The sequence below is a fragment of the Leptothoe sp. LEGE 181152 genome, assembly GCF_032906605.1.
GTDB lineage: Bacteria > Cyanobacteriota > Cyanobacteriia > Phormidesmidales > Phormidesmidaceae > Leptothoe > Leptothoe turfae.
The window spans coordinates 144,762-170,509 of record NZ_JASATU010000004.1 but is presented as its reverse complement, the minus strand read 5'-3'; the positions used below and the strand labels follow the sequence as shown (position 1 = coordinate 170,509).

Below are 25,748 nucleotides of genomic sequence, written 5' to 3'. Positions count from 1 at the left end.
AAAGCATGGCGGTGATAGGGCAATCATCATCCACCCTGTTCGAACAGAGAGCAACCAAAGGGGCCATATTTTTACCATAGAGAAACTTTGCTGACACTGATATTCCCTGAAAAACAGATATCAACATCTGCATCAGGGTCACGCCGTCGATCTTGGTATGCGCCAGTATAGCGAAATTGTCCCAATTCAATGCTAGATTCAGTCGGTAATGGCTGTGTGCACACAGGGCAAAAAACAATTTCGGGTTCAGGGTCGCTGACCGATGGCAAATTGACGTTCCAAAACTGCCCTGGGGCAAGCGGTTTTTCCATTAACATTGTGAGCACGCGGGCCGCACGATGCGCCGCTACCTCCCAATCAATAGAGATTCCTCTGGACTTGTAATGGGAAATCGCAATGGCCGGCACTCTGAGTAGTGTGGCTTCTCGCACAGCAGCAACGGTGCCAGACACATAGGTATCCGCCCCCAGATTTCCACCATCATTAATGCCTGCTAAGAGCCAATCGAGTTGGGGATAGAGATGATGGGCTACGCGAGTACAGTCAGCTGGGGTGCCGCCGATGGCGTATCTCTGGGGGGTGCGCCGATCAACATTAATAGATCCGCCACGGTTAATCTGGTGGCTACAGCCCGAGAGATGTTGATCTGGGGCAACAATACCGATGTTGGTATGGCTAAAGGAGAGTTTTTCCGTAGCTTTGTATAATGCCTGGATTCCAGGTGCATCAATGCCATCATCATTGGTTAAGACAATTGTAGGAGCCATTACAGTGCAGCTTCACCGGTAAACACCAAAACGGCAGGACCCGTCATATACACGTGGTTATTAGTGGCAGACCATTCAATTTTTAGGGGGCCACCTGGTAGTTCAACGGTGGCGGTGCGATCGCACTTGCCATTCAATACCGTCGCCACCAGGGCCGCACAAGCACCAGTACCACAGGCCATGGTGGGGCCAGCTCCCCGTTCCCACACCAGCATTTTGAGATAGTCAGAGCGCACCACTTCAATAAATTCAGCATTGATACGCTGAGGAAACGCCTGATGACGTTCAAACAGCGGGCCAATCTTAGCCAGTGGAACTGTAGTCGTATCCTCCACGAAGGTAATGCAGTGGGGGTTGCCCATGCTGATGCAGGTGACCTGGTAAGTCGTGTCTGCTACCACCAAAGACCGATCGATAATTTTTTCGCTGGCGTTGGCCAGAATTGCAGGAATTTCCCCAGCCAATAGACGGGGCTCTCCCATATCAACCGTGATTTGGCCATCGGTTTGTAGCGTTGGCACGATCAATCCTGCCAAGGTGTGAATTTGATAGCTGTGGGGAGTCGTTGGCGGTTGATCGGCTGCCGCTTCCAATGCCTCTAAATATTTGGCCATACATCGAATGCCGTTGCCACACATTTCCGGCTCTGACCCGTCGGAGTTAAAGATGCGCATGGTGTAATCGGCACCGTTTTCACCGGGTAGGGCAAAAATGACGCCATCGGCACCGATGCCAATGTTGCGATCGCATAAATCCATCGCTTGTTTAGGCGTCAAAACTGGAGATGACTGGTGCCGATTGTCTACCAAAATAAAATCGTTACCGAGTCCGTGATATTTGCTAAAGGCGAGCCCCATGATACGCAGACGTTAGAAAAGAGTTGCAATAATTAGAAAAGAGTTGCAATAATTCGTCAACAGCTTACCGGAAGTAGTATAGACCGGGTACGTTATTACTGTTTCATCCATGTTTATCCACGACTGCTATGGCTACTGAATTTGATACAGGTTCACCCAGCATTCGACAAATACAGACACTGATCCGTGATCAGCAAACCATTGAAATCAAGCTATTGACCGGTGATGTGTTTAGTAGCATTGTTCTGTGGCAGGATGCCCAGGCAATTTGTCTGAACATTGATGGTCAACCCATGCTTGTCATGCGTACGGCTGTGGCCTACATCAAGATCATGAGTTAAGTCAGTCTTGTAATTTCATAGACAATGAAATGAAGCTTCTCAACGCAGAGGCTTCATTTTCTATGTTTTGTCATCTTCGAATCTTCGTTTGAATGCTTTCCGATAAAACTTTCTCGAGGCGCTCAGGAAATTATATATAAATGCCGATATTGTAAATTTCAATTTTAAAAAGATATTTTTTACTGTTAGTTTTTAGGCGTTATATTATCGACTTTTTTTGATAGGTTGCTCGTAGTTTTATGCAGTTGATGTGTTTGTTAAGTCACCTCCGGGCACACTAATGCCAATACGATCCTTGGACGCAGGTTTGAAGTCTAACAAGGGTTGCTAGTTGCTGATAAAGCAAATGTTTTAACTGATTAAGGCATTTGTATATTCCATTGTGGCTATAAACTATGGCTTCTAGAAAATCTTTTTCGAAGCAATGGAATCAATGTGAAACCATTTTATTAGTTGTGAATATCAGTGTTTTATCTGTATTTATACCCTTCGAAAATGGTTGGAAAGTGCTCATGTGCATTGCGACATTCAGCAACATCTAACACTGTTTACAGAGATATGCAACGGAGCCATTTGACAGGATGAGCAGTATTGAAAAAATTGTTGAACAAGCTTTGCAGGATGGTTATTTAACCCCTGCGATGGAAGCTGAAGTAGGACGCATTTGTGATACTGCTTCAGAGCTTTCCATCGAAGAGTACATGGCCCTTGATCGCCTTATGGGGTCACTACTCACGGGCGAGGTGGTCGCTGTGCCTCGCAAGCAGTTTATCAACGTTATGGAGGAGCTAGTCTTAACGGAGGCTATTGCTCGTGTTGCTGAAATCGAGGCGAACAATGACTGTAGTCTTGATCTAGGTGATATTGCAGCCTATGCGCTTAATCGGTTACCCCCCCTCTATGCCACGACTGAAGAGGGGGCTGCATATCAGCGCAATAAAGCCCGTGAAGCCCTATCTGAGATGATCTCTGACCAGGTTAAGGATGCGATTTCCAACAGCCTCGATCGGCCTGATTTCTTCCCTGAACGTGAGGGGATTAAGCGCTCTAGCGATGGTTTCCTAGGTCAAATGAATGATCTGCTTAAAGACTATGCCCATAAATTCGAGCCAGTTCGAGCCGCTTAAGGCCTCCAGCGGGATTACAGGTTGAGCTTCAAAGCAACAAGAGAGATACAAATACGCAAAGCAAAAGCACCGTTGAGGCCAACGGTGCTTTTTTTACATCACGTAGGGGCGCACTGCTGTACGCCCTAAAACACTGTGTGCCCTAGACACTTGTGCGCCCTAGACACAAATTGCCTACAAAGGGCGATATACCCGGTAGTTGATACTGGGAAAGATATTGTCAATTTCTTCCACTTTTTCTAGCCAACCTGAATCGATTTTGCCTGCCATGATGTCTTCCCGCAGTTTGTCAAAGCGTAATAGGTGGGAGCGGGTACGGCGTACGGCGTAGGGAACCATGGTCCCTGTACGCATAATGAAAGCCCAGTCAGATGATTGTGCTAGGAGTAATTCCCGTGCTGCCTGATTAAGGGCACGCCATTCCAACTCATCAGCAGGTTCACGACGGGCCAAATCAATCATGCGCTCCGCCGCCTTGTGCAGGTGCGGGTAAATCCAAGCATTAGTTTCGTTGAGCCAATACTCATGAAAGCCCTTATAACCCCAGCTTGACTGAGATGGACGGCAGACCTGTTGGGTAGGATTGCTCCGTAGATAATCTGCCAGGTGGGTCATTTCGTAGGTGTCTTGGTCATACCAGGTTTTGCGGAACAGGTAATCAATAAACCAGGGACCTTCGTACCACCAGTGGCCAAATAGCTCAGCATCGTACGGTGAAATCACAATGGGCTTGCGCTGCATCATGCCGTTGAGGTGAGCAATCTGCTGGCCACGGTTGTACATGAAATTACTCGCATGCTCTGCGGCCTTTTCACGAGCCCAATAGGGGTCGTACCAATCCTTGTCAGATAGCCCTAAATTTTTACCCGTAATCTTGTGGTACTTGATACCGACATTTTTACGCTGCCCATTGGGCATAACGTAGGGCTTGATATAGTCATATTCTGCATCCCACCCCAGGTCACGGTAAAACTCGCGATACTCTGAAGCCCCTGGATAACCTACCTTTGAGGACCATACCTGTTGGGAGGACTCGTGGTCTCGGCCAAAGGCAGCCACGCCAGTTTCTGTATAGATGGGGGCATAGGCTCCAAAGCGAGGACGGGGACGAGCATACAGAATACCGTGACCGTCAGTTAGAAAGTACCTGAGGCCTACATCAGCAACCATGCGTTCCAGGCCTTCGTAGTAGGCACATTCAGGCAGCCAAATTCCTGATGGAGGACGGCCAAAGTTCTCTTCGTGACTTTCTACGGCGACTTTAAGCTGGGCCCAAACTGCCTCGGGGTACATCTTCATCAGAGGCAGGTAGCCGTGGGTGGCACCGCAGGTGATGATGTCTAGGTTATTGCTATCGACATACTGCTTGAAGGCGGATATCAGGTCACCTTTGTTGTCCTCCCACACCTGTCGTGTGTGGTTAAATTCGTTGGCATAGTACTCTGCCAAATATTTGACGTGACCGTTGTGCTCATTGCGTTCGATCTCTCGCTCGGTCAGTTCCTCAAGATTGGTTAGATGCTCGTCATAACGCTCTTGAAGGAGGGGGTCTTTGAGCATCGACACCAGGGGAGGTGTCATACTCATGGTCATTTTAAAGTCAATGCCATCCCGCTTAAGACCATCAAACATGGTCAGTAAGGGGATATAAGTTTCAGTAATTGCCTCAAATAGCCACTCTTCTTCTAGAACAAAGTCACTTTCTGGGTGCCGAACGAAAGGTAGGTGGGCATGGAGTACCAGAGCAAGATATCCGAGAGACATAGGGCAACCTTTATTGACAAAGTGAGCATCGTATGGACAATTGCTAGGCTGGCCTGAGCCTTTAAACGTTGAGCCTTAAGGGATTAACGGGCTAAAGACGTTATGAGGCTAAGGTATCGGATCATCGTCAAGAAAAACCCGAATAGGGGACCAACCGTGACGATACAGCGATCGCAAATGAAACCTTTACACTAATTTAAGCATCTCCTGAGGATGGTAGAGCAAATGAAATGAAGCAGTGAAAGTCAGCTGCCAATTTGGCCCTACTGTAATCCTGGGTGCGAGATCACTTCAGTAGCGATTATGTCTTTTTGTAAAGAATGGTCTTGACTATTGATGCTAGCAGCTATTTGTTCGTTTGCTCTACCTGAGCTAGCTGTTCTTCTAGGTGAGCTACCTGCTGTTGAAGTCGCTTTAGGGTGCGATGCATCTCGGGCAGGCGATTGTAGATAGCTGAAGATTTTAGATAGGTACGATAAGGACTGGCAGGAATGCCCATCATGATGCTGCCGGGGGAAACATTGCTGTGGAGGCCAGCCTTAGAGCCCGCCTGGGCACCTTTGCCAATTTTGGTGTTGTTGGCCACGCCGACCTGGCCTCCCAGCACGACTAAGGACTCTAGCTCTACCCCTCCAGCCAGGCCTACCTGGGACGCTAGTATGCAGTTATCGGCCAGCTGGCAATTGTGGGCCACCTGTGTCAGGTTATCTAACTTGCTATTGCGACCAATGCGAGTTTCTCCAACAGCAGGACGGTCTATGGTGGTATTGCAGCCTACTTCGACATGGTCTTCTAGTACGACAATGCCGGACTGGTGCATTTTCTCCCAGCCCTGGGCTGTTGGCACAAAACCAAATCCCTCGGAGCCAATCACCGCTCCGGTATGGATAACACAGTGGGCTCCTACCTGAGCACGTTCATGGATAACACAGTTAGCATGGAGTGTTGTGCCTTCGCCAATACTAGCGTCGGGATAGATGACTACCTGAGGGTGAATGCACGCGTTGTCACCGATGGTGGCTCCAGCATGGATGACGACATAGGGGCCAATGGCCACGTTATTGCCAACCTTGGCTGTGGGGGCAATGATCGCTGTGGGATGGATGCCAGGGGAGAGCTGAAAAGGCTGGTAAAACAGTGCGATCGCACGAGCAAAGCCCAGTCTGGGCTCGTGAGTACTAACCCAGGCAATGCCTCGCTCTATGGCCTGGGCTTGCAGGGCTTCATCGACGGGCAAAATCAGTGCCGCATTGGCTGTCTGCTCGATGTAGGGGGCAAACTTTTTGCCTTCAACGTAGCTAATGGTGTCAGGCTGTGATTCTTGAACTGCGGTGACCCCAACGATGTTCGGGTTAAGCTCTGGCTGAGACGCTAGGCTTGATGTCTCAGCAATGCCCAGTTGCTCTACTATCTCGCTAAATCTCATGGCTGCCTCGTTTGCTCACTGACGTCTCAGCGACAGGCTATCAAAAAATTGCCTTTTCTAGAAAAGTAACGCATTCTACATGGGTGGTTTGGGGAAAGAAGTCCGCAGGCTGCACCATGGTTAGGCCATAGCCATTGCTGCATAAAATCTTTAAATCCCGTGCCAGGGTAGATGGGTTGCAACTCATATAAACGATGCGGTTAGGGCCGATCTCTACTAGCGTTTCTAGAACGATGCGATCGCAGCCTTTTCGGGGGGGGTCTAGCACTACAACATCAACAGGGCTAGACTGCTGAGCACTGATTTCTAGCAACAGCTTTTCCACGGCCCCAGCAAAAAACTCCGTATTCTTTAGCCCATTGAGTGCCGCGTTTTGACGGGCTTGTGCGACTGATTCCGGATGAAATTCAATCCCCACACAGTGAGCAGCACGCTGGGCCAGGGGAAGAGACAACGTGCCGATGCCGCAGTAGGCATCAATGACAGTTTCATTACCCTTCAGGTTTAGGTGCTCTAAAACCAGACTCACCAAGGTCTCGGCTTGAGCCGTATTGACCTGGAAAAAGGTAGTTGGCTGAATGCGCAATCGTAGACCTAAAAATATCTCCTCTAGATAGAGTCGGCCCGCTAAGCAACGGGTCTCTTCCCCAAATACCTTGTTAGTGCGTTCCGGATTGATATTGAGACATACGCCCACCAAACTTGAATGCTCAGAGAGCCACTGGTCAGCCTGCCCTTGAACATTTGGTAGATACCCTGTGGTGACTAACGTCAGCAACGTTTGGCCCGTATTTTGGCTAACCCGAAGAGCTAAATTGCGAAGTCGACCTTGGTGTTTTTGTTCGTTATAAAGGCTCCACCCTTGTGCTTTGATCGCCTCTTTAGCATCCACCAGCAAAGGATTCAGGCTCTCATGCTGGATTGGACACTGATTTAAATTTACAATTTGATGGGTGCCCCGACGATAGTATCCGGCTTTGACCGTGCCTCCAGGGCCTCGGGCTAAGGGATAGGTGACCTTATTTCGATAGGCTAACGGGTTTGGGGCCCCTAAAATTGGCCTTATAGGAACCGTCTCAAAGCCACCAATACGTTCTAGAGCAGACTGAACTTGAGACTCTTTTGCTTGCAGCTGTTTTGAGTAAGCCACAGCTTGCCACTGGCAGCCGCCACATTTATCCGCCACGATGCAGACAGGGCGGATCCGATCTGGCGATGGTTCAAGAATTTGCAGTTTTTTCCCATAGCCATAGGCGGGTTTTAACCGTGTAAGCCTTACTTGCAGAGTATCTCCAGGAACCGCATCTGTGACAAAAACTACTCGATCTTGCCAGCGACCTACACCATCACCGCTGTTACTCAGATCATCAATTTTCAAGTCGATCACCTGCCCCTGTTGCCACAGGGACTTGTCTACTAGTGAAGTCATAAGGCTGCTCGCGTCAGGGATCGAAAAATATTTGCTACCGGCGGGGTTTTAATTCTATGACAAGCCCTAAAGTTCGTGACATTGTGACCAGCTTGAATGGTTTACCGGATTGTTTGTAAACTCTCTTAACATAGCTCTCAGGCTAGAACACGCAACCAGTTATTATTCAGAGGATAAAAATCTTTTGAACCGGGCCAAGTATCTCTTTCCTTGTTTGCCCCAGAGTCGTTACACTGTAGTTATTACGAGTCACCGCATTCACTAAGCTATGTCTGTCGTTAGCCAAGTAATTCTCAACGCCGATGATGAGCTGCGCTATCCCACCAGCGGCGAGCTCAGGGGTATCCAAGATTTTTTGCAAACTGGCCCTCAGCGCTTAGTAATCGCGCAAAAGCTGGCTGAAAATGAAAAAAAGATTGTAGATAAAGCCAGTAAGGCCCTATGGCGTCGACGTCCTGATTTTATTGCGCCAGGTGGTAATGCTTACGGTCAAAAGCAACGGGCACTTTGTTTGCGTGACTATGGTTGGTATTTACGCCTGATCACCTATGGCATTATTGCTGGTGACAAACAGCCCATTGAAAACATTGGTTTAGTGGGTGTGCGTGAGATGTACAATGCCCTTGATGTACCAGTGCCTGGCATGGTTGCCGCTATTGAATGCTTGAAAGATGCATCCTTAGGTCTACTGACTGAGGCTGAAGCTGCTGGGGCGGCTCCTTACTTTGACTACATCATCCAAGCAATGTCGAGCTAAACCGCTTACCCTTCACTGGTGGTGTAAGTTGCCTAATTGAATAATGTGAAGCGGGGAGTACATTTGATCGTATTTCCCGCTTTATTTTAGGTATGCTAGGGGCGCTGTGATCAATCAATGCCCCTATGGTGTCTGGTAAGCAACGTCGTCGAGGCTGCAAATTAGGCATGGTGGTTAAGTCAAATTCCCACTGTGATTATGTAGTGCAGCTAAATACGGATAGAGATGTCATTGAGCCGCCTGCCGTTAGTGATTACGGCTTTGGACAGTTTGTCACCCTAGAAACCGATGAGCAGCATTGGGCTGTGGGCATTATTTATAATTCGCAGCTGTTTAACCCGGCTTTTTTGAACAGCGGTCCTCAACTGACGGGTGCTCCAGACCCGATGTTTACTCCGGACTTGATTCAAGAAACCAAAACCTTATTAAATGTTGTGCTTGTGGGTAGTTTGGTGAATCAGGGCAGACTAACCTATGGCCAGCATGGAATTCCACGTCATGTAGTGCCTGTAAACACCCCTGTCTATTGCATGGATGATAAAGGTCGTCATCAGTTTCACTTGAATGTTGATAAACGCCCACAGTTTAGATACTACGGTCATTTACTGAACTGCGGTGGCACCTTTGCGACTCAGCTAACTCAACAAGTGTTAACTGAAGTGAGTAACTCAGGCCTCTTTACTGATGCCGATCAGCGAGCATTACAGGTACTTTGCAAAGAGCTGACCTGGAAAAATACGTTAGGTGCGATGAGATAGGTCTCTGAGGCCGTTGGATGTCAACATTTACAGACATGTGTGATCCATATCAAGAAAAATGTGATCAAAAGTGATCAAAATCACAGGTTCATGATGATTGAGATCGCTATCACCCCTCCCTAAATTCAGCATACTAAGGATGACTCAACTCTAGCCGAGTCATCTACAGGGAACACACAACCAGCCGATAGAACTCGCGGGAGTTCTGTCGGTTTTTTTTTGAGGGTATGGGTAATAGGCCGTGGAGAGTGGAGAAATAGGGTTTAAGATCAAACACTGTCACCCTTTGTTCACTCACTTAATTCCTATTGATGTCTACAACTGCATCCACCTCAATTCCGTGTTCTGCTGAGGAAATTGCTGCTGAAGGCTTAAAACCAGGCGAATATGATGAAATTGTCCAACGTTTAGGACGTCATCCCAATAGGGCTGAGCTGGGCATGTTCGGAGTGATGTGGTCAGAGCACTGCTGTTACAAGAATTCGCGACCCTTATTAAAGCAGTTTCCCACTGAGGGGCCTCGCATTCTGGTTGGGCCTGGAGAAAATGCTGGTGTTGTGGATGTGGGCCATGGACAGCGGTTGGTGTTCAAAATTGAATCCCACAACCATCCATCGGCTGTAGAGCCTTTTCAAGGGGCTGCCACGGGTGTAGGGGGAATTTTACGAGATATTTTTACCATGGGAGCCCGGCCAATTGCCGCTTTGAACGCACTGCGGTTTGGTGCGTTGGATGACCCCAATACGCGACGGATTTTTGCTGGTGTAGTCTCAGGAATCTCTCACTATGGCAACTGTTTTGGGGTGCCCACTGTGGGCGGCGAAGTCTATTTTGATCAGGCCTATGCGGGTAACCCTTTGGTAAATGCCATGGCCATTGGCTTAATGGAAACGAAGGAGATTGTAAAATCCGGTGCCTCAGGCATTGGTAACCCAGTGCTGTATGTGGGCTCCACCACTGGACGAGATGGTATGGGTGGGGCAAGCTTTGCCAGTGCTGAGCTGACGGATGAATCTGAAGCTGATCGTCCGGCGGTACAAGTGGGCGATCCGTTTCTAGAAAAGTCTTTAGTGGAGGCCTGTCTGGAAGCATTTAAAACGGGGGCTGTGGTGGCTGCGCAGGATATGGGGGCTGCGGGTATCACCTGTTCCACATCTGAGATGGCTGTCAATGGTGGCGTCGGCATTGAGCTCGACCTGGACAAAGTGCCTGTGCGAGAAACTGGCATGGTCCCCTACGAATATTTGTTGTCAGAATCCCAAGAGCGCATGCTGTTTGTAGGGCAAAAAGGTCGTGAGCAGGAGCTGATCGACATTTTTGAGCGCTGGGGGCTCCATGCGGTAGTGGCGGGTGAAGTGATTCAAGAGCCGATCGTGAGGATTTTATTCCAGGGTAAGGTCGCTGCTGACGTGCCTGCCTCTGCCTTGGCAGATAACACACCACTGTATGAACGCGAAGTTTTGGCGGAGCCGCCTGCCTATGTACAAACGGCCTGGGCTTGGCAAGAGAGTAGTTTGCCCGACTGTTCAGCAGCGGGTATCGATGGTAGAGCTTGGAGTGATGTCATGCTGACACTACTCGGTACACCAACAATTGCTTCGAAACAGTGGGTGTATCACCAATACGATCATCAGGTGCAAAACAACACGGTGATGTTGCCTGGTGGGGCAGATGCAGCAATTGTGCGACTACGACCTTTAGAAGGGGATGAGGGGGTTATCAGTAATTCTGGTGTGGCTGCTACTACCGATTGCAACCCTCGTTATGTATATCTCAACCCTTATGAAGGCGGTCTGGCGGCCGTGGCTGAGGCTGCTCGTAATCTGAGCTGTGTGGGAGCAGAACCCATTGCTGTGACGGATAATCTGAACTTTGGCAGCCCTGAAAAACCGGTGGGCTACTGGCAGTTGGCGGAGGCCTGTCGTGGTCTAGCGGATGGCTGTCGTGAATTTGATACACCTGTAACTGGTGGTAATGTGTCGCTTTACAACGAAACAGTTGATAGTGAGGGTAACCCTCAGCCTATTTATCCCACCCCCGTGGTCGGCATGGTCGGTGTGATTGATGATTTAGATAGGGTTTGTGGTCAAAGCTGGCAAATGGCTGGTGACCAGATTTATTTACTGGGAACCCCATTGGGTGAGGACGGTGACGGGGCTATGACTCTGGGAGCTTCGGAATACCTCAAGCAAATCCATGGTCAGGTGGCAGGGCGTCCACCCAAGGTGAATATTGACCTGGAGTTAAAGGTTCAGGCAGTCTGTCGCCATGGTATTCGCCAAGGTTGGGTGACATCGGCCCATGATTGTGCAGAAGGTGGATTTGCGATCTCACTCGCTGAATCCGCCATTGGCGGCAACCTTGGAGCAACGATCACCTTACCCAACCTGGAGCAGCGTTATGACACCTTGCTGTTTGGTGAGGGGGGGGCTCGCATTGTGGTTACTGTTGCTCCTATTCACCAAGCTGCTTGGGAAGCTTATCTCAGGCAGCAACTAGATCATGCCTGGGGAATCATTGGTACTGTAACCGCTGCTAATACGCCCCTGGTTATTCAAACATCTGATGATCAACCCTTGATTAATCTGGATGTTGCCACCATGGCCGATAGCTGGCGCTACGCTATAGAAAGAGCCCTGGATGTGTAACAACATAAACAACATAGATTAATCTGATGGACCGACACCCTTGCAATTGGTTTCGGGTGTTAGGATCATGTTAATTAAGAAAATATTAAGTCATTCTCTCAAGTCTCTACCTGGTTTTCTCACCTGTGTGCGTCTTGAGCCCATCACTCATTAGTCGCTTCTTTTTGTTGTCGTTAACGCTAAGCGGACTCAAGATGCCTCTCCCAACCAATAATATTGTTTCCCAACCTTCTACCGTGCATGTTCATCCCGACAAACCAGAAGAAGCCTGTGGCGTATTTGCCGTCTATTCACCCACAGACGATGTTGCAACGCTGACTTACTTTGGTTTGTATGCATTGCAACATCGTGGTCAAGAATCAGCTGGTATTGCCACCTTTGACCATGGCAGTATTAATGTTCACAAAGACATGGGGCTTGTTTCCCAGGTATTTGATGAGGATGTATTGCAGCGCTTGCCTGGACAGTGGGCCGTTGGCCATACCCGCTATTCCACGACTGGGTCTAGTCGAGTTGCCAATGCTCAACCTGCCATAGTGTCTACTCGCCTTGGAGAGATGGCGTTAGCCCACAATGGTAATGTGGTCAATGCTAGCAAGCTACGCGAAGAACTGCTTGAACGCAACCATACTCTGCTCACCACTACCGACACAGAGGTCATTGCGTTGTTGATGGCAGATGCCGTTAATGATGGCAAAGGATGGATTGAGGCGGCTATTGATGCCTGCGAACGGTGTCAGGGAGCTTTTAGCCTTGCGATCGCTACCCCTGAGGGGATTTTAGCAATCCGCGATCCGAACGGCATTAGGCCCCTTGTCTTCGGCTACTTTGGCGATCATGATCCTCAAAATGGGCCTGGGCAGTATGCGGTTGCATCTGAAACCTGTGGCTTAGACATTGTAAACGCCCACTACATTCGTGATGTGCAGCCTGGTGAGCTGCTCTGGATTAGTGAAACCGGTGTTAAGTCATTGCAATGGGCCCAGCCAGAACGCCGCCTGTGCATTTTTGAAATGGTCTATTTTGCACGGCCTGATAGCGTGTATCACGGTGAGAGTTTATACAGCTATCGCAAGCGTTTAGGTAATATTCTGGCCAAGGAGTCACCAGCAGACGTCGATTTGATTATGCCAGTCCCTGACTCTGGTATTCCGGCAGCTATTGGATTTGCTGAAGCTTCCGGTATTCCATATGCAGAAGGATTGATTAAAAACCGATACGTTGGCCGTACGTTTATTCAGCCAACCCAAATGATGCGAGAAGCTGGAATCCGTATTAAGTTGAATCCCCTACGAGATGTGCTGGAAGGAAAAAGAATTTTATTGGTAGATGATTCTATTGTTAGGGGAACTACCAGCCGCAAAATTGTCAAAGCTTTGCGAGATGCCGGTGCTACAGAAATCCACATGAGGATTTCATCCCCACCCGTTACCCATCCCTGTTTTTATGGCATTGATACAGATAGCCAAGACCAGTTAATCGCTGCCACAAAATCTGTACAAGACATTGAAGCCCAAATAGGTGTGGACACGTTAGCTTATTTGAGCTGGCAAGGAATGTTAGCAGCGACTCAACAGGATACTACAACATTCTGTTCTGCCTGCTTTACGGGAGATTATCCGGTAGAAATTCCTGAGATGTTTAAGCGCTCTAAACTTATGCTTGAGAAGACCCCAGTTAAAGCTTGACCTTGTTTAACGATGTTTTTAGCCTATATTTACGATTAATCAAAGGCTAAAAACATCGTGATTTCTACCATATTATTTTCGTCCAAAATATATACTTTTATGTCGTCGTATTTATGGCGTCGAAGCCTAATAAAGTAATTGCCTGGGCTGATATGTATAGATATCTAGAGCTTTTATCTAAGTGCGCGTGATTAAACTGGGCGATAGAGTGCGAATTTTATATCCCAAATATGCTGCTGGTCAAACAGGTACTGTCTTGGAGCAAGAAACTCTTGAGGATGGCTCTAAAACAGGACACTGGCTGGTCAAAGTTGATGGTGAACGATATATGATTCTGGCTTTGCTGCCGAAGGACATGAAAGTATTACGTTAATTACTATGTTTGAAGCTACCTGTTTTGAACATCTATGCATTGTAAAAAAGCAAAAAGGCTCCGCTTCTGCGGAGCCTTTTCATTAGATAACTAGGTTATCAAACTTACTTAGAAGCTGAAGGTAGAACGGATGGCACCGTAAAGGCTGTCATCATCACCATCAAGCTCACCGTAAATTACAGCAGGAGTCAGAGTCCAGTACTTGTTGACTTGAACAGAGTAGTAAGCCTCAGCTACTTCGTTATCATCGAAGTCTTCAGAGTAGTAGACACCAGCGGCATTACCAGTACCTAGGAAATCACCAAAGGCAACACCAGCCTGCCAGCTCTCATCACCATCTTGGTCAGCGAAGTAACCGCCGATTTCGAACCCGCCAAAGTCAAGATTTAGAAGACCTGCGATAATTTCTTCTTCACCGTTACCATCGCCAGTTTCACCATCCATGTAGACGATGGCAGCATCAATCAAGCCATCGCTTAAGTAGTTCAACTGAACAATGTATTCATACTCGTCGAAGACACCCTTGTCTGCATCCTGACCGCGGCCAGTTGCATAACCAGCATCAAGAATGATGTTGTCAGTGAAGGCAATGTTGAAGCCAACACCAAGGGATTCGCCACCTACACCAAGCTGGTCATAGAACTGAGGACCACCGTAGTCAGCAACGCTAGGACCATCGAAAGGAACGATAGTGCTGGTTACAAAATCATCAGAAACAGTGCTGTTAGCGGAGATGATTGCAGAAACACGGCTGCCGATGGGGAAGGAGTAGTAAACATCATCCAAGCTGATGTCATCCTGATCATCGTCAGGACCACTTTGGCTGGCTAGACCGCCTGCAGCCTGACCCAAGGAGCTAGTACCTTCACCACCACGGTCACTAGCCTGGAAACGAATACGTAAACGGTCTTCGCCAGTGAAGCTAGTGTCAAAGTTCAAACGAGCACGATACTCAAAAGTAGTCTCGTCTTCGTCGTTAGGAGCATCGAAAGGTACTACCAAGTGAGCGTCCAACTGACCTTTCAATTTGGTAGTAGTAGAGAATTGGTTAGCTTCTAGCTCAGCTACATCAGCTTCTAAAGTATCAACGCGACCACGGATAGTAGCTAGCTCGGCAGCAAACTCTTCCTGTAGGCGACGAATGGTGTCAAGCTCAGTTTCATCAACACCGTCAATTAGCTGAACGATTACGTCCAAGCAAGCGTTTAAACCAGCAGCGAACTCATAACGAGTCATTGCGCGGTTACCACGGTAAGAACGGTCGGGATAACCCTCAAGGCAACCATACTCTTCTACTAGGCGCTGCAGTGCAGTGTAGGCCCAGTCAGAAGGAAGAACGTCAGAAAGCTCGGAAACGCTAGTAACTTGAGCTAGTTGAATGGAATCGGAGTTGCTTAACGCGTCAACGCTGACAGCCTCAGCAGCAAAACCGGAACTGGAAAGAGCAGTACCCAGTACAAATGGGCTAGCCAATAAGGCTTTCCACAGATTAGACATTATTTTAGTTCTCCTCACACCTAGGAAGAAAATGAGTGCTCAGCAAAATAGCTGAGCCACATTGATTTATCTTGCCTGAATTACAGAACCTATGCAACCTTACCCTAAGACAATTCGCTTATGCTCTGTAATTACCTAAGGCTAATGCTAGCAGATCTCTTTAGGAAGAGCTAGCTACGTAGACTACCTTTTTACCAACTGATAAGTTGGTTGATAGCTAACTCTAGACACCCTAGTCCAGATTTTTCTTCAGAGGAAGATTTCTTATGCCAGTTGGGAGAGTGTCTGGCCATGCCAGTTGGGATAGCGTCTGATCTATGCCAGTTGGGATAGCGTTTGAGCCAAATTAAAATCTTGCTGAGTCAGGCCCCCTGCATCGTGAGTGGTGAGGCTAATGATCACTCGATTATAGGAAATTGAAATGTCAGGATGATGGCCAGCTGCCTCAGCTGGTTCAACTACTTTATTGATATAGGCAATTGCTTCAATAAAGTTCTTGAAGGTCAAAATCATTTGGATTGAAGTGTCTTCAAGGGTCCAGTCGGGCAATGTGGTGAGGCGAGTCTGGATTTCTGTAGAGCTGAGGAGTGTGAGCATATATAGGGCACGATGATGGCACTTTACTAAAAATAATATTAAGTGCAAATCATATAAGTTAAGTGCCTTTAAAAAACTATCCGCTCCTATCAGGGAAGTGCCGAAGCAACTTCAAGATAGGAGCGGTCTAGTGGGGTCTTAGGTTGAAACCAGACTGCCGGAAGGAACCCTAGCGCATCAGTTTCAAAGATGAAGCTAATTCTAGAGAACAGCCCCGGCACACAGCCGGCTCACGTCAACCTGAAGACCCATGCATATACAACTACTTTCACTCATGGGCATCACCTCCCTATCCCTAAATGGTTTTAGTACCAGGAGCACTTAGTGCTTGTTGAAATATAGCACAGGTCTTAGGGGAAAGGGATAAACGCTAGGCAGCGAATAAAAAAGGCCCCGACTGATAGGTCGAGACCTGTTTTATTCAATACTCCAAGCTCTTATAGAGCGTTACCGCGAGGCAGTACCTCTTCGGGGAATACAAACTTCTCGTGGGGCTGGTCCTGAGGAGCCATCCACGCACGAATACCTTCGTTAAGCAAGATGTTCTTGGTGTAGAACGTTTCGAATTCAGGGTCTTCCGCGGCGCGGGTTTCCTGGGAGACAAAGTCGTAGGCCCGGAGGTTGAGTGCTAGGCCGACGATGCCGACGGCACTCATCCAGAGACCGGTGACGGGGACGAATAGCATGAAGAAGTGCAACCAACGCTTGTTGGAGAAAGCGATGCCGAAAATCTGAGACCAGAAGCGGTTCGCCGTCACCATGGAGTAGGTTTCTTCCGCCTGAGTGGGTTCGAAGGCGCGGAAGGTGTTAGCGCCTTCGCCATCTTCAAAGAGGGTGTTTTCCACGGTGGCCCCGTGAATGGCACAGAGGAGTGCGCCCCCGAGGACGCCGGCAACGCCCATCATGTGGAAGGGGTTGAGGGTCCAGTTGTGGAAGCCTTGCAAGAAGAGCAAGAAGCGGAAGATGGCGGCTACACCGAAGCTGGGAGCAAAGAACCAGCTGGACTGGCCGAGGGGGTACATCAAGAACACGGAGACGAAGACAGCGATGGGAGCTGAGAACGCAATCGCGTTGTAAGGACGTAGCCCGACGAGTCGAGCGACTTCAAACTGCCGGAGCATGAAGCCAATCAGAGCGAAGGCTCCATGGAGAGCAACGAAGGCCCAGAGGCCGCCGATTTGACACCAGCGAACGAAGTCACCTTGGGCTTCGGGTCCCCACAGCAAGAGCAGGGAGTGGCCCATGCTGTCCGCAGGAGACGAAACCGCAACTGTCAGGAAGTTGGCACCTTCCAAATAGGAAGATGCGAGTCCATGGGTGTACCAGGACGTAACAAAGGTGGTACCAGTGAGCCAGCCGCCAATGGCCAAGAAGGCACAGGGGAACAGCAGCAAACCGGACCAACCAACAAAGACAAATCTATCGCGCTTGAGCCAGTCATCGACGACGTCGAAGACGCCTCGATCGGCTCCAGCACGGCCCATTGCAATGGTCATCTCAAACCCTCTAGTGTGATTTTTTCCAAAGCAGTAAAGATAGGTATTTTGCTACTGAGGCGAACGAGGGCACGAAAATAAAAAATGTAAATCCGCACTGCGGAATAATGCCTTGGGTATTCGGTCGACTTTATGAGTAGAAATTTACTTATCTTTACTATTTTTCTCATTATAGAGGTATCTTTCTGAAAGGCCACTGTCATTTTTGAAAGTGGTATTTTCTCTTAAGATTTGGTTCGGCGATCTGCTGCGCGCGCTCAATTATCGGTGCCGTACTTGTCGGCCATTTTTGACATACTAGAGACCGGACTCCTCAGTAAAGATATTTTTCGCTCATGTATATAGTTGAACTTTCAATGAAGCATACGGCCCTACCGATGTCAGTCCAAAAGAAGACTAAGGAGGCTGCAGATGAGGCTTATGCAATTGCTCTGAATGCTCTCAAGACAGGCCAACCGGTCATTCTTGAGTTGGCCTGTGATAAGCAAGAGGGCAAAAAGCTTTCAGTTTTAGTGAGTGAACTGGCTGCGGTACAGGTTTATGAAAAGTCTGGTGGTACTTCTTCTTCAGGTAAATCAGCTGGATTCTTTTCAATGGCTAATGAATAATTCCTTTCCTGCGAGTTTTGTCTTGATGCGTAGAGACAAGTAGGGGTAAATGGCAGATGCTATTGGGTGCGGTGCAGCTAACACTATTAGATGTTTTGATTTTTGATGATTGACAAGTCCTGTGCGATCGCAATTGACGATTTGCATTTCAGTTGGGAATCAGGAGCTTCAGTTCTTGCCGGATGCTCACTGCAAGTGAAGCGAGGTGAGTTCTGTATGCTTCTCGGGACTAATGGCAGTGGAAAATCGACATTATTAAGGTTGTTGGCGGGTCTATTAGATTCACCTCAAGGCTCAATCTATTTACAAAAGCCAGTGGGGTTTGTTTTTCAAAACCCCGATCATCAGCTGGTAATGCCCACGGTCGGAGCTGATGTTGCCTTTGGCCTTGTGGATGAGGATATGCCCTACGAAGCGGTGCGTCAGCGAGTAGATGAAGCACTCATGATGGTTAATTTGCTGCATCTCAAGCGGCGTCCAATTTATGCATTGAGTGGTGGGCAAAAGCAGCGAGTTGCGATCGCGGGGGCTCTAGCCCAACACTGTCGAGTTCTTCTATTTGATGAACCCACTGCCCTCCTCGACCCAGATAGTCAGCTTGAGTTGGTTGCCCAAGTGCGTGATCTAGTGAAACAGCAGGGGATTACGGCACTTTGGGTAACTCACCGACTGGTGGAATTAGATTATTGCGATCGCGCAATTTTGCTAGAACAAGGCCATGTAGCCACCCAAGGTGCGCCCGAACAGGTGAAACAAGCCTTGCAAAATCTTCATTTAACCTGAGAAAAATCCTTCAGGCTTGTTGTTACGTAGATAGCGAACGTTAAGCTAGAGGAATCATAGACTGAGCTTATACGTTATCCAGGCAACCGCAGATGAAAGGTTCTACCTCCCAGGCAATTTTATTAGTCGACGGGTATAACGTTATCGGTGCGTGGCCTGAGCTAACAGAACTGAGAGATTTTCAGGGGCTGGGGGTGGCCCGTACAAGCCTTGCTGAAACGTTGGCCAACTATAGTGCCTATAGAGGGTTTGAAACCTTGTTAGTTTTTGATGCGTATGGCCAGCGTCAGTCCCATCGCATCGAAAAGTTTACTCAGCATTTGGCCATTCATTACACCAGTTTTGGCCAGACGGCTGATAGTTATATAGAAATATCCTGTGCCAAATTTCGTGACGATATTCGTAAATTTGAAAAACGCTTGATTGTGGCGACGTCTGATCGTGCCCAGCAATTAACCGTAGTAGGCTACGGGGCTGAATGGATGTCAGCTGCCCAATTAAATGCAGATGTGGATCTTTCTGTACAAAAAGTAAAACACCGTCAAAAGCCGAAAAAACACTCTAAACAGCGCTTTCTTTCAAAATCCCTTAATCCAGAGACTCAGGCAAAATTGGCAAAGCTTCGCTCAAAGCTTATGGACTGAAAAGAACCTAAATAGGACTGTTTTACCTGATGTCTTTCTAGAGGCATGCAGGTTTTTCTAGGAAAAATTAAAAATGCCCTTGCGTAACGGCTACACAATTGCCTATATTATTAAAGCTGAATGATCCTCAGTAGCTCAGTGGTAGAGCGGTCGACTGTTAATCGATTGGTCGTAGGTTCGAATCCTACCTGGGGAGTTTATAAACTGTATAGTTTGTGTGATTTTTTCAAGATGGCTGTGCTGTTTTGAGAATTTCTATGGAGTCCCCTCTACTGCTTGCTGGTAGAGGGGTGCTGCCGTGGGAGTTGGTCAACATTGTCCCGCCATTGCTGATGGTGTAAGGGCGAGTAACGTGAATTAAACCTTAAGGTATCATTCGCTTAACTGATTGTAGAGATAGTATATATTTGGGATAAAATTTGTCTCCCACTATAAATTTATTTATTTCTATGGGGAGCGAATTGGAAACCTAAGAGGTTTCTAGGAATTCCGAATAACAAACTCTCTGTCTTTAAGATGCCTCGTATACTTGTCATCGATGATGATCCCGCTATTTCAGAACTGGTGGCAGTTAATCTAGAAATGGCTGGATATGATGTCAGTCAGGCCGAGGATGGTGTGAGGGGCCAAGCGCTAGCTGTGCAACTCCTGCCAGATCTGATCATGCTTGATTTGATGTTGCCTAAGGTGGACGGCCTTACCGTTTGCCAACGTGTTCGCCGTGATGAGCGAACAGCAGATATTCCAGTGTTGATGTTAACGGCCTTGGGGCAAACCCAAGATAAGGTTGACGGATTCAATGCTGGTGCTGATGATTACTTGACAAAGCCTTTTGAATTAGAGGAAATGTTGGCTCGTGTCAGAGCGCTGCTACGGCGTACTGACCGTATCCCTCAGGCTGCTAAACATAGTGAAATTCTGAGCTATGGCCCACTAACGTTGGTGCCTGAGCGTTTTGAAGCTATCTGGTTTGAGCGCACTGTGAAGCTGACACACTTAGAATTTGAACTGTTGCACTGTCTTTTGCAGCGTCATGGACAGACAGTTGCTCCTAGTGAAATTTTGAAGGAAGTTTGGGGATATGACCCGAACGATGATATTGAAACCATCCGCGTACATATTCGCCACCTGCGAACTAAGTTAGAGCCGGACCCACGCCATCCTAAGTTTATTAAAACTGTTTATGGTGCTGGCTATTGTCTGGAGCTACCTCAGGATGATCAGGCATTTGCGAACCGCGCGGCAAGCTAGGGTGTATCCATCAGTGAACATTGGGAGAATATGTTTTAGTGTTTACGTTTTATCTGCTGCTGTGCATCTGGAGGAATAAAGCGACAGCACCGTCAAAAAGCATTAAAAAAGCATTGAAGGGAGGCCTAAAAAGGCCTCCCTTTTTTGATGGGTAGTCGGGTTTGGTTCTTGGTTCCTGGTGCTTGGTTTTTGAGATGAGAACTTTTCCGCGTAGCGAAGCATAGCAGGTCTGCGGGAACTTAACTGTAGGGCGAATGTAAAGCCGTGAATGTTGTGTTTCTCTAGAAAAAATAGAGCCTACGGTAGAAATGAGTTCTACCGTAGGCTCTATTAATAGTTCTCTGGAAGAGCTAGCAGATCAGATATATGCCTGCTGTGAGTTGATTATGTGGCTACTTAGTAATCGCTTGCGTAATCGCTTCTACTGGAGAGTACTCAGCGGGCGCTAAGGCATTACCACGAATTAGACTGCCGATAGTTTTGGCAGTAATCTTCATTTGAGTAATGGGATTAGCAGGTACAACAGTTTTGTACAGATAGCTGTCAAAGGTAAGTTTCTGAACATCAATGTCAGCACACATCTCTACAAATGCTTCGCGAGTAGCATCGGAGCGGTAGAAGACGCGCTGCAGAATATCCAGTACCAGGTAGGTGACGCCATACTGCTTGTCCCAACGCTTGATGTAAGTCTTGAGTTCAGCTTCAGTTAGAGCTCGCTCACCACTGTTGGATAGTTCAACAATAGTCTCAGCACACATGCGACCAGATTTAGCGGCAAAATAAATGCCCTCACCAGAAGACTTGGTTACGGTGCCAGCAGCATCACCCACAAGTGCAACACGACCAACAACTCGGCGAGGTCTGGGATGCTCAGGAATAGGATGAGCTTCTACCTTCAGGATTTCGCCACCTTCAAGCCGCTTAGCTGCACGCTCACGAATGCCCTTTTGTAGTTGCTTAATTTTGGCCTGATTAACCCGCATGGTACCAGTACCGACAGCCACGTGATCGTACTTAGGGAAAACCCACGCGTAGAAGTCAGGGGAAACGTCATCACCGACATACATTTCTGCTAACTCTTCGTAGTAAGCCATTTTGTCGTCAGGGATGCGAATGCGCTCTTGGAATGCGATCGCATAGTTATAGTCACCGGCATCAATCGCACGAGCAACACGGGAATTGGCACCGTCAGCACCAATCACCATATCTACCTGTAAAGTCTTGGCATCCCCTTGGAGTGTGCCGTTGGAATGATCAGCGTAGTGAAGAGTGTAAGGATCCGTATCATTAGAAGGAAGTTCCAACTTGTGCACGGTGCCATTTATCACCTTGGTGCCAAGCTTCTCAGCCCGCCCACGCAGGAACCCATCAAGCACCTCACGACGGCACATGCCAATATACTCGTCATCCTTGAGGGTGCTACCGATATTAACTTCAATATTTGAAGGAGAAATCATCTTCATCTTACGTACGCGACGATCGATGATTTCAGGGGGTAAGTCAAACTCATCCACCATGCAAAGGGGAATCGCGCCACCGCAGGGCTTTGCGTTGTCTAACTTGCGCTCAAATAGATAGGTTTCAATACCTGCTTTTACTAGTGTCTCAGCAGCAGAAGAACCTGCTGGACCGCCTCCAACAACCGCAACCCGAAGTGCCAAGGTTTTTCTCCAAATCGATTAAAAGCTATGGTGTGTATGCTATCACGCAGATTTGAGCGGAACTGGCTCACTCTCGTAGATGTAACAAAAATGAAACACGATTTGAGACATGCCCATAGCAACCATAGATTGCGAGTGAGGTAAGTGTTCTTAAAGATACAGATTGAGCGTGTTGTGCAGATCTCACAAGATTGTTGTGTTGCAGGTGACAACAAAATCTAGTTGTCCTGTTAGCAATCACTATTGAAAAAATCATCTTTTTCTACACGTTTCTCTTCATCCAATTAGTCAGTTCAGCCATCAATTAATGGGGGAGAGTTTGTGTTCTAAAATCCAACCTTGACAAATAGAGATTTCACTTTTAATCGCTTCATTTCGTCTAGTGAAAGTCCTTAGATTTCTTAATTGCAAGGTTCTTCCGCAAATTTGCGTAGAAAACACCGTTTCTAAATTATGAGAACTTACTTATATTTATAGATAAGTATAAAAATCGACAAGAATTCTAGATATCAATACTGATTTATCGAATTCAATGATTGCGATTCATGGGGATGCTCTTTTTTTAGAAAGTCTTGCTTCTTTGATGGCCATTAGGGGGCAAATAGGTGGTCGAATTTCGCCCATTGCTGACATTTACTAACCAAAATCTACAGGGTTTTTCAAAAAACAATGCGTCAACCCAATAAAAGGCAGGCGATCGATGAGCCACTTGCTAAAGCTAGCCCAGTCCAATTGGCTCAGCTTTGGGCTAAGCGATATGTCATTGCTATTGAAACCTATGAAGGGACTCTACAGGAGTCGAATCCCCAGTCTCGTACAGCAGTTGTTGAGCACTTGACCTCGGAACTCCGTTCCGCCAGTGCAAAAGCATGGAATTTGACTGAATCTTTCCTTGCCCATGAGGTAAAACGTCATCGCATAAATGCCAATTTGATTGACCCGTGGAGTGTTGCTGGTGATGTGCATCGAGTTTATGCCAAGGCGTTAGCCGCTTACGGCAAGCATATTCCTCCTCAGCAGTTATCGGTCAAGATTGCGTCGGGTTTAGGCGTTATTCGTAAGCGCTATACGTCTGGGGACCCAAGGTTGATTGGGTTTGTGAGTATGCAGTTTCACCACTGTGGTCAAATGCTGATAGAGTCTGCTCCTGAGTCTGAACAAGGCATACTGGCCGCTTACTTTAAGGTGATTGATGATCACTTATATATGCCGTTGCAGCGTGCCTATGCTGCTGCCGCTAGGTATGCCTATGATGATGAGCGTTTAAAGGTTGTGCAGACGCTTTTGCCCCATAGCACTGTAATCGCAAATAATGTGGTCGATCGTGTTAATACGATTTATCCCAACTATCAGTGCTACACAGATCGTTTAGACAGTGACGTTGTGCGTGTTTCTAGTGTCCGTGACACGGAGATGTTTCAGATTTATCTATGGACCTGTGTTTTAGAGCAAAGTCTGTCGGCGATCCAGCAGGAGCTTTTTCCACTGTGTGTCATGCTCTATCCGACGCTCAAGGTAAATTGGGAGCTGGTGAGACACATGCTCCATTTGATGGGTCAAGAGTTTGAACAGTATGTAGAACAGTCCCGGGTGAAGCATTATGAGCCTTATCATCAGGCGCTATGGCAGATGTTTTCGCCTGAGGTGTTTCCTGACATGATTTAGTGTTCGTTAGATGGGGAATAGGTCTTAGTGCTTGGGGAGTAGGGTTGGTTCCGAAATTTCTAGGGCTGGGCGGTTAACGATTGGTGAGATAAAGATTAGTGAGAGTTTTGTGGCTGCATCTGTAGTTGCAGCGTGCGCAAAATTATGATGCCGCCTAGGGTACTGAACATTAACCACAGCCAAAATTGATGGGCCATGGCATGGTCTAAGGCCCAGCCGCCTAAGGGGGGACCAATTAAATAACCAACGGCCCAACACATGGAGTTCACTGATAAGTAGACCCCGCGTAGGGCATTGGGGGCAATGCCCACTACCAGGGCTGAGGCAATTGGGGTGTAGGCTACGGTGCCAAGCGCCATCGCCGTTAGACCTATGACGACAAAGATTGATGGTGTAATTAGCTGCTGACCGACTAACCAGGTGCTGAAAAAGGTGACTCCCCAAAATCCTAAGGCAATCATCAGGGCATGGGGCTGAGTAAACCGTTTGAGCCAACGAACCATGGGCAGTTGGCAAAGGGCGGTGAGCACAATGGCCCAGGTGAAAATACCACCGACCGCTGCGTGGTTATCAAGGCCGGTAAAGCGATTGAGATAGAGGGGTAGGGTGCTTTGGGATTGAGAGAGGTAGAGGGTGAATAGGCAATTGACGACGACATAGATTTGGAGGGTGCGATCGCAAATAGCTACCTGCCACCCCTGCCAAAAATTGCCCCCAGTAGTTTTTGTGTTCAGGGTTTCGGCAATGGCAATTGCGATGACGGCATAAAACACGATAAAGGTGATGCCGTCTAGGGCAAACAACAAGCGGTAGGCCTGAAAAGCGGCAATCATAGCGCCACCGATGACCACACCCGCACTTAACCCCAGGCTATCTGCCAAGCGCACAATGGCAAACGCTTCGTTTCGATTGTTTTCAGTGGTCAAATCTGCTACGACAGCTTCGGTGGCAGGCCAATATAGTCCTACCCCCAACCCCATCAGTAGATTGGCAATGACAAAGCCGATAAAGTCGTGGGTGATCACAAAGCAGCCATCGGCCACAGCCGAGATAGCTGCCGATATCAATAAGGTGCGTCGTCTGCCCCATTGAGGAGAATCTGCCATGGAGCCCCCAGCAAAGCGGCCGATCATGCCTGATAGGGACTGGCTGCCTAGCCCCAGGCCAATGGCGGTGGCTGATAGGCCCACATCGTCAGCAAAAAACAGCGGTGCGTAAAACAGGGTAAACCCAATGCCCAGCTGAGAGAGTAATCGACCAGCAGCCAAAATCCAGAGGCGGATATCAAGGTTAGGAAAAAGCGTCACTACTGGTTTAAAGGGGGGCAATTCTGATTTATACAACTGATGGTCACAAGACTGCTTGCATAGCTGCTATCTATGTAGAAAGACATGTAAAGCAAGACGCTTTCATTCCTGAATGGTCACCTATTTCATCACACTAATTTCACAGTTGTTGTCCTTGATCAACAGCACTAACCATATTTGGCTACCTCCCATCGTTACATTCATTGTCATCAAACTCATCTGCCATCGTCACTTTCGGCGACGGTGGGGGGCGTTATGCAAACGGGGAGCGCTGTTGGGGTGGCTAGGTTAAAACAATTTGCGC

Annotated in this window: 22 protein-coding genes and 1 tRNA gene; 13 read left to right on the top strand and 10 right to left on the bottom strand. The window is 47.9% G+C overall.

The window, feature by feature from the left end; genetic code table 11:
* Window positions 1–71: 71 nt before the first annotated feature.
* Both surE and dapF read right to left on the bottom strand, forming a co-directional pair.
* Window positions 72–767, bottom strand: coding sequence for a 5'/3'-nucleotidase SurE (gene surE / locus QGP82_RS02720; protein WP_163664730.1), 696 nt, complete (start codon window positions 765–767; stop codon window positions 72–74).
* Window positions 767–1,624, bottom strand: a complete 858-nt coding sequence (dapF, locus tag QGP82_RS02715) for a diaminopimelate epimerase (RefSeq protein WP_499056960.1) — start codon at window positions 1,622–1,624, stop codon at window positions 767–769. Before dapF ends, surE begins: the two co-directional genes overlap by 1 nt.
* A 128-nt stretch (window positions 1,625–1,752) precedes the next feature.
* Between dapF and QGP82_RS02710 the strand changes: the two genes are divergently transcribed.
* Window positions 1,753–1,965, top strand: coding sequence for an Hfq-related RNA-binding protein (locus QGP82_RS02710; RefSeq protein ID WP_163664734.1), 213 nt, complete (start codon window positions 1,753–1,755; stop codon window positions 1,963–1,965).
* Between the two features lie 581 nt (window positions 1,966–2,546).
* A complete protein-coding gene (locus tag QGP82_RS02705; RefSeq protein WP_006518123.1) occupies window positions 2,547–3,092 on the top strand; it encodes a late competence development ComFB family protein in 546 nt (181 codons plus the stop codon).
* A gap of 174 nt (window positions 3,093–3,266) precedes the next feature.
* Here QGP82_RS02705 and QGP82_RS02700 read toward each other — a convergent pair whose 3' ends face one another.
* The 3 genes from QGP82_RS02700 to rlmD all read right to left on the bottom strand — a co-directional run bounded on the left by QGP82_RS02700 (window position 3,267) and on the right by rlmD (window position 7,711).
* On the bottom strand, window positions 3,267–4,856 hold the full coding sequence (locus QGP82_RS02700) for a glycoside hydrolase family 57 protein (protein WP_163699442.1): 1,590 nt from the start codon (window positions 4,854–4,856) through the stop codon (window positions 3,267–3,269).
* Between the two features lie 346 nt (window positions 4,857–5,202).
* Window positions 5,203–6,282, bottom strand: a complete 1,080-nt coding sequence (lpxD, locus tag QGP82_RS02695) for a UDP-3-O-(3-hydroxymyristoyl)glucosamine N-acyltransferase (protein WP_163664738.1) — start codon at window positions 6,280–6,282, stop codon at window positions 5,203–5,205.
* A gap of 40 nt (window positions 6,283–6,322) precedes the next feature.
* Complete coding sequence (rlmD, locus tag QGP82_RS02690) at window positions 6,323–7,711, bottom strand: 23S rRNA (uracil(1939)-C(5))-methyltransferase RlmD (RefSeq protein WP_163699438.1); 1,389 nt, start codon at window positions 7,709–7,711, stop codon at window positions 6,323–6,325.
* A 268-nt stretch (window positions 7,712–7,979) separates the two neighbouring features.
* Between rlmD and QGP82_RS02685 the strand changes: the two genes are divergently transcribed.
* The 5 genes from QGP82_RS02685 (at window position 7,980) to QGP82_RS02665 (ending at window position 13,935) form a co-directional block, all read left to right on the top strand.
* Window positions 7,980–8,468 (top strand): allophycocyanin subunit alpha-B, encoded by a 489-nt coding sequence (locus QGP82_RS02685; protein ID WP_163664743.1) that lies wholly within the window; start codon window positions 7,980–7,982, stop codon window positions 8,466–8,468.
* 125 nt (window positions 8,469–8,593) lie between these two features.
* Entirely contained in the window at window positions 8,594–9,226 is a 633-nt protein-coding gene (locus QGP82_RS02680) for a DUF8166 family protein (RefSeq protein WP_163664745.1), read from the top strand.
* Between the two features lie 311 nt (window positions 9,227–9,537).
* Entirely contained in the window at window positions 9,538–11,874 is a 2,337-nt protein-coding gene (purL, locus tag QGP82_RS02675) for a phosphoribosylformylglycinamidine synthase subunit PurL (protein ID WP_499056954.1), read from the top strand.
* 194 nt (window positions 11,875–12,068) lie between these two features.
* A complete protein-coding gene (gene purF, locus QGP82_RS02670; RefSeq protein ID WP_163699313.1) occupies window positions 12,069–13,562 on the top strand; it encodes an amidophosphoribosyltransferase in 1,494 nt (497 codons plus the stop codon).
* Between the two features lie 181 nt (window positions 13,563–13,743).
* Window positions 13,744–13,935 carry a hypothetical protein gene (locus QGP82_RS02665; protein WP_163664752.1) on the top strand — a complete coding sequence of 64 codons (192 nt, stop codon included), beginning with the start codon at window positions 13,744–13,746 and terminating at the stop codon, window positions 13,933–13,935.
* Window positions 13,936–14,043: 108 nt separating this feature from the next.
* Here QGP82_RS02665 and QGP82_RS02660 read toward each other — a convergent pair whose 3' ends face one another.
* The 3 genes from QGP82_RS02660 to psbD all read right to left on the bottom strand — a co-directional run bounded on the left by QGP82_RS02660 (window position 14,044) and on the right by psbD (window position 17,525).
* Complete coding sequence (locus QGP82_RS02660) at window positions 14,044–15,432, bottom strand: iron uptake porin (RefSeq protein ID WP_499056950.1); 1,389 nt, start codon at window positions 15,430–15,432, stop codon at window positions 14,044–14,046.
* Window positions 15,433–15,747: 315 nt separating this feature from the next.
* The gene (locus QGP82_RS02655) at window positions 15,748–16,029 is read right to left on the bottom strand and encodes a 4a-hydroxytetrahydrobiopterin dehydratase (protein WP_499056947.1); all 282 of its coding nucleotides are present in this window, start codon (window positions 16,027–16,029) and stop codon (window positions 15,748–15,750) included.
* A 437-nt stretch (window positions 16,030–16,466) separates the two neighbouring features.
* Window positions 16,467–17,525 (bottom strand): photosystem II D2 protein (photosystem q(a) protein), encoded by a 1,059-nt coding sequence (gene psbD / locus QGP82_RS02650; protein WP_006518024.1) that lies wholly within the window; start codon window positions 17,523–17,525, stop codon window positions 16,467–16,469.
* 335 nt (window positions 17,526–17,860) lie between these two features.
* Here psbD and QGP82_RS02645 point away from each other — a divergent pair, with 335 nt between their 5' ends.
* From QGP82_RS02645 to rpaA, 5 genes are all read left to right on the top strand, one after another.
* Window positions 17,861–18,133 carry a UPF0367 protein family gene (locus QGP82_RS02645; protein WP_163660561.1) on the top strand — a complete coding sequence of 91 codons (273 nt, stop codon included), beginning with the start codon at window positions 17,861–17,863 and terminating at the stop codon, window positions 18,131–18,133.
* A gap of 105 nt (window positions 18,134–18,238) precedes the next feature.
* Entirely contained in the window at window positions 18,239–18,916 is a 678-nt protein-coding gene (locus QGP82_RS02640; protein WP_163660559.1) for an energy-coupling factor ABC transporter ATP-binding protein, read from the top strand.
* A 92-nt stretch (window positions 18,917–19,008) separates the two neighbouring features.
* The gene (locus tag QGP82_RS02635; protein ID WP_163660557.1) at window positions 19,009–19,560 is read left to right on the top strand and encodes an NYN domain-containing protein; all 552 of its coding nucleotides are present in this window, start codon (window positions 19,009–19,011) and stop codon (window positions 19,558–19,560) included.
* A 124-nt stretch (window positions 19,561–19,684) separates the two neighbouring features.
* Window positions 19,685–19,756 (top strand) — tRNA-Asn (locus QGP82_RS02630).
* A 320-nt stretch (window positions 19,757–20,076) separates the two neighbouring features.
* Window positions 20,077–20,811, top strand: a complete 735-nt coding sequence (rpaA, locus tag QGP82_RS02625) for a two component system response regulator RpaA (RefSeq protein WP_006518109.1) — start codon at window positions 20,077–20,079, stop codon at window positions 20,809–20,811.
* 392 nt (window positions 20,812–21,203) lie between these two features.
* Here rpaA and chlP read toward each other — a convergent pair whose 3' ends face one another.
* Window positions 21,204–22,472 (bottom strand): geranylgeranyl reductase, encoded by a 1,269-nt coding sequence (gene chlP, locus QGP82_RS02620; protein ID WP_163660555.1) that lies wholly within the window; start codon window positions 22,470–22,472, stop codon window positions 21,204–21,206.
* A gap of 669 nt (window positions 22,473–23,141) precedes the next feature.
* Here chlP and QGP82_RS02615 point away from each other — a divergent pair.
* Window positions 23,142–24,137 (top strand): hypothetical protein, encoded by a 996-nt coding sequence (locus tag QGP82_RS02615; protein ID WP_163660553.1) that lies wholly within the window; start codon window positions 23,142–23,144, stop codon window positions 24,135–24,137.
* Window positions 24,138–24,232: 95 nt separating this feature from the next.
* Here QGP82_RS02615 and QGP82_RS02610 read toward each other — a convergent pair whose 3' ends face one another.
* Entirely contained in the window at window positions 24,233–25,444 is a 1,212-nt protein-coding gene (locus QGP82_RS02610; RefSeq protein ID WP_499056943.1) for an MFS transporter, read from the bottom strand.
* Window positions 25,445–25,748: the final 304 nt, after the last annotated feature.

Bases quoted from the DNA above. Each gene is read 5' to 3' on its own strand.
- surE (WP_163664730.1), bottom strand. From the start codon at position 767: ATGGCTCCTACAATTGTCTTAACCAATGATGATGGCATTGATGCACCT.
- dapF (WP_499056960.1), bottom strand. From the start codon at position 1,624: ATGGGGCTCGCCTTTAGCAAATATCACGGACTCGGTAACGATTTTATT.
- QGP82_RS02710 (WP_163664734.1), top strand. From the start codon at position 1,753: ATGGCTACTGAATTTGATACAGGTTCACCCAGCATTCGACAAATACAG.
- QGP82_RS02705 (WP_006518123.1), top strand. From the start codon at position 2,547: ATGAGCAGTATTGAAAAAATTGTTGAACAAGCTTTGCAGGATGGTTAT.
- QGP82_RS02700 (WP_163699442.1), bottom strand. From the start codon at position 4,856: ATGTCTCTCGGATATCTTGCTCTGGTACTCCATGCCCACCTACCTTTC.
- lpxD (WP_163664738.1), bottom strand. From the start codon at position 6,282: ATGAGATTTAGCGAGATAGTAGAGCAACTGGGCATTGCTGAGACATCA.
- rlmD (WP_163699438.1), bottom strand. From the start codon at position 7,711: ATGACTTCACTAGTAGACAAGTCCCTGTGGCAACAGGGGCAGGTGATC.
- QGP82_RS02685 (WP_163664743.1), top strand. From the start codon at position 7,980: ATGTCTGTCGTTAGCCAAGTAATTCTCAACGCCGATGATGAGCTGCGC.
- QGP82_RS02680 (WP_163664745.1), top strand. From the start codon at position 8,594: ATGGTGTCTGGTAAGCAACGTCGTCGAGGCTGCAAATTAGGCATGGTG.
- purL (WP_499056954.1), top strand. From the start codon at position 9,538: ATGTCTACAACTGCATCCACCTCAATTCCGTGTTCTGCTGAGGAAATT.
- purF (WP_163699313.1), top strand. From the start codon at position 12,069: ATGCCTCTCCCAACCAATAATATTGTTTCCCAACCTTCTACCGTGCAT.
- QGP82_RS02660 (WP_499056950.1), bottom strand. From the start codon at position 15,432: ATGTCTAATCTGTGGAAAGCCTTATTGGCTAGCCCATTTGTACTGGGT.
- QGP82_RS02655 (WP_499056947.1), bottom strand. From the start codon at position 16,029: ATGCTCACACTCCTCAGCTCTACAGAAATCCAGACTCGCCTCACCACA.
- psbD (WP_006518024.1), bottom strand. From the start codon at position 17,525: ATGACCATTGCAATGGGCCGTGCTGGAGCCGATCGAGGCGTCTTCGAC.
- QGP82_RS02645 (WP_163660561.1), top strand. From the start codon at position 17,861: ATGTATATAGTTGAACTTTCAATGAAGCATACGGCCCTACCGATGTCA.
- QGP82_RS02640 (WP_163660559.1), top strand. From the start codon at position 18,239: ATGATTGACAAGTCCTGTGCGATCGCAATTGACGATTTGCATTTCAGT.
- QGP82_RS02635 (WP_163660557.1), top strand. From the start codon at position 19,009: ATGAAAGGTTCTACCTCCCAGGCAATTTTATTAGTCGACGGGTATAAC.
- rpaA (WP_006518109.1), top strand. From the start codon at position 20,077: ATGCCTCGTATACTTGTCATCGATGATGATCCCGCTATTTCAGAACTG.
- QGP82_RS02615 (WP_163660553.1), top strand. From the start codon at position 23,142: ATGCGTCAACCCAATAAAAGGCAGGCGATCGATGAGCCACTTGCTAAA.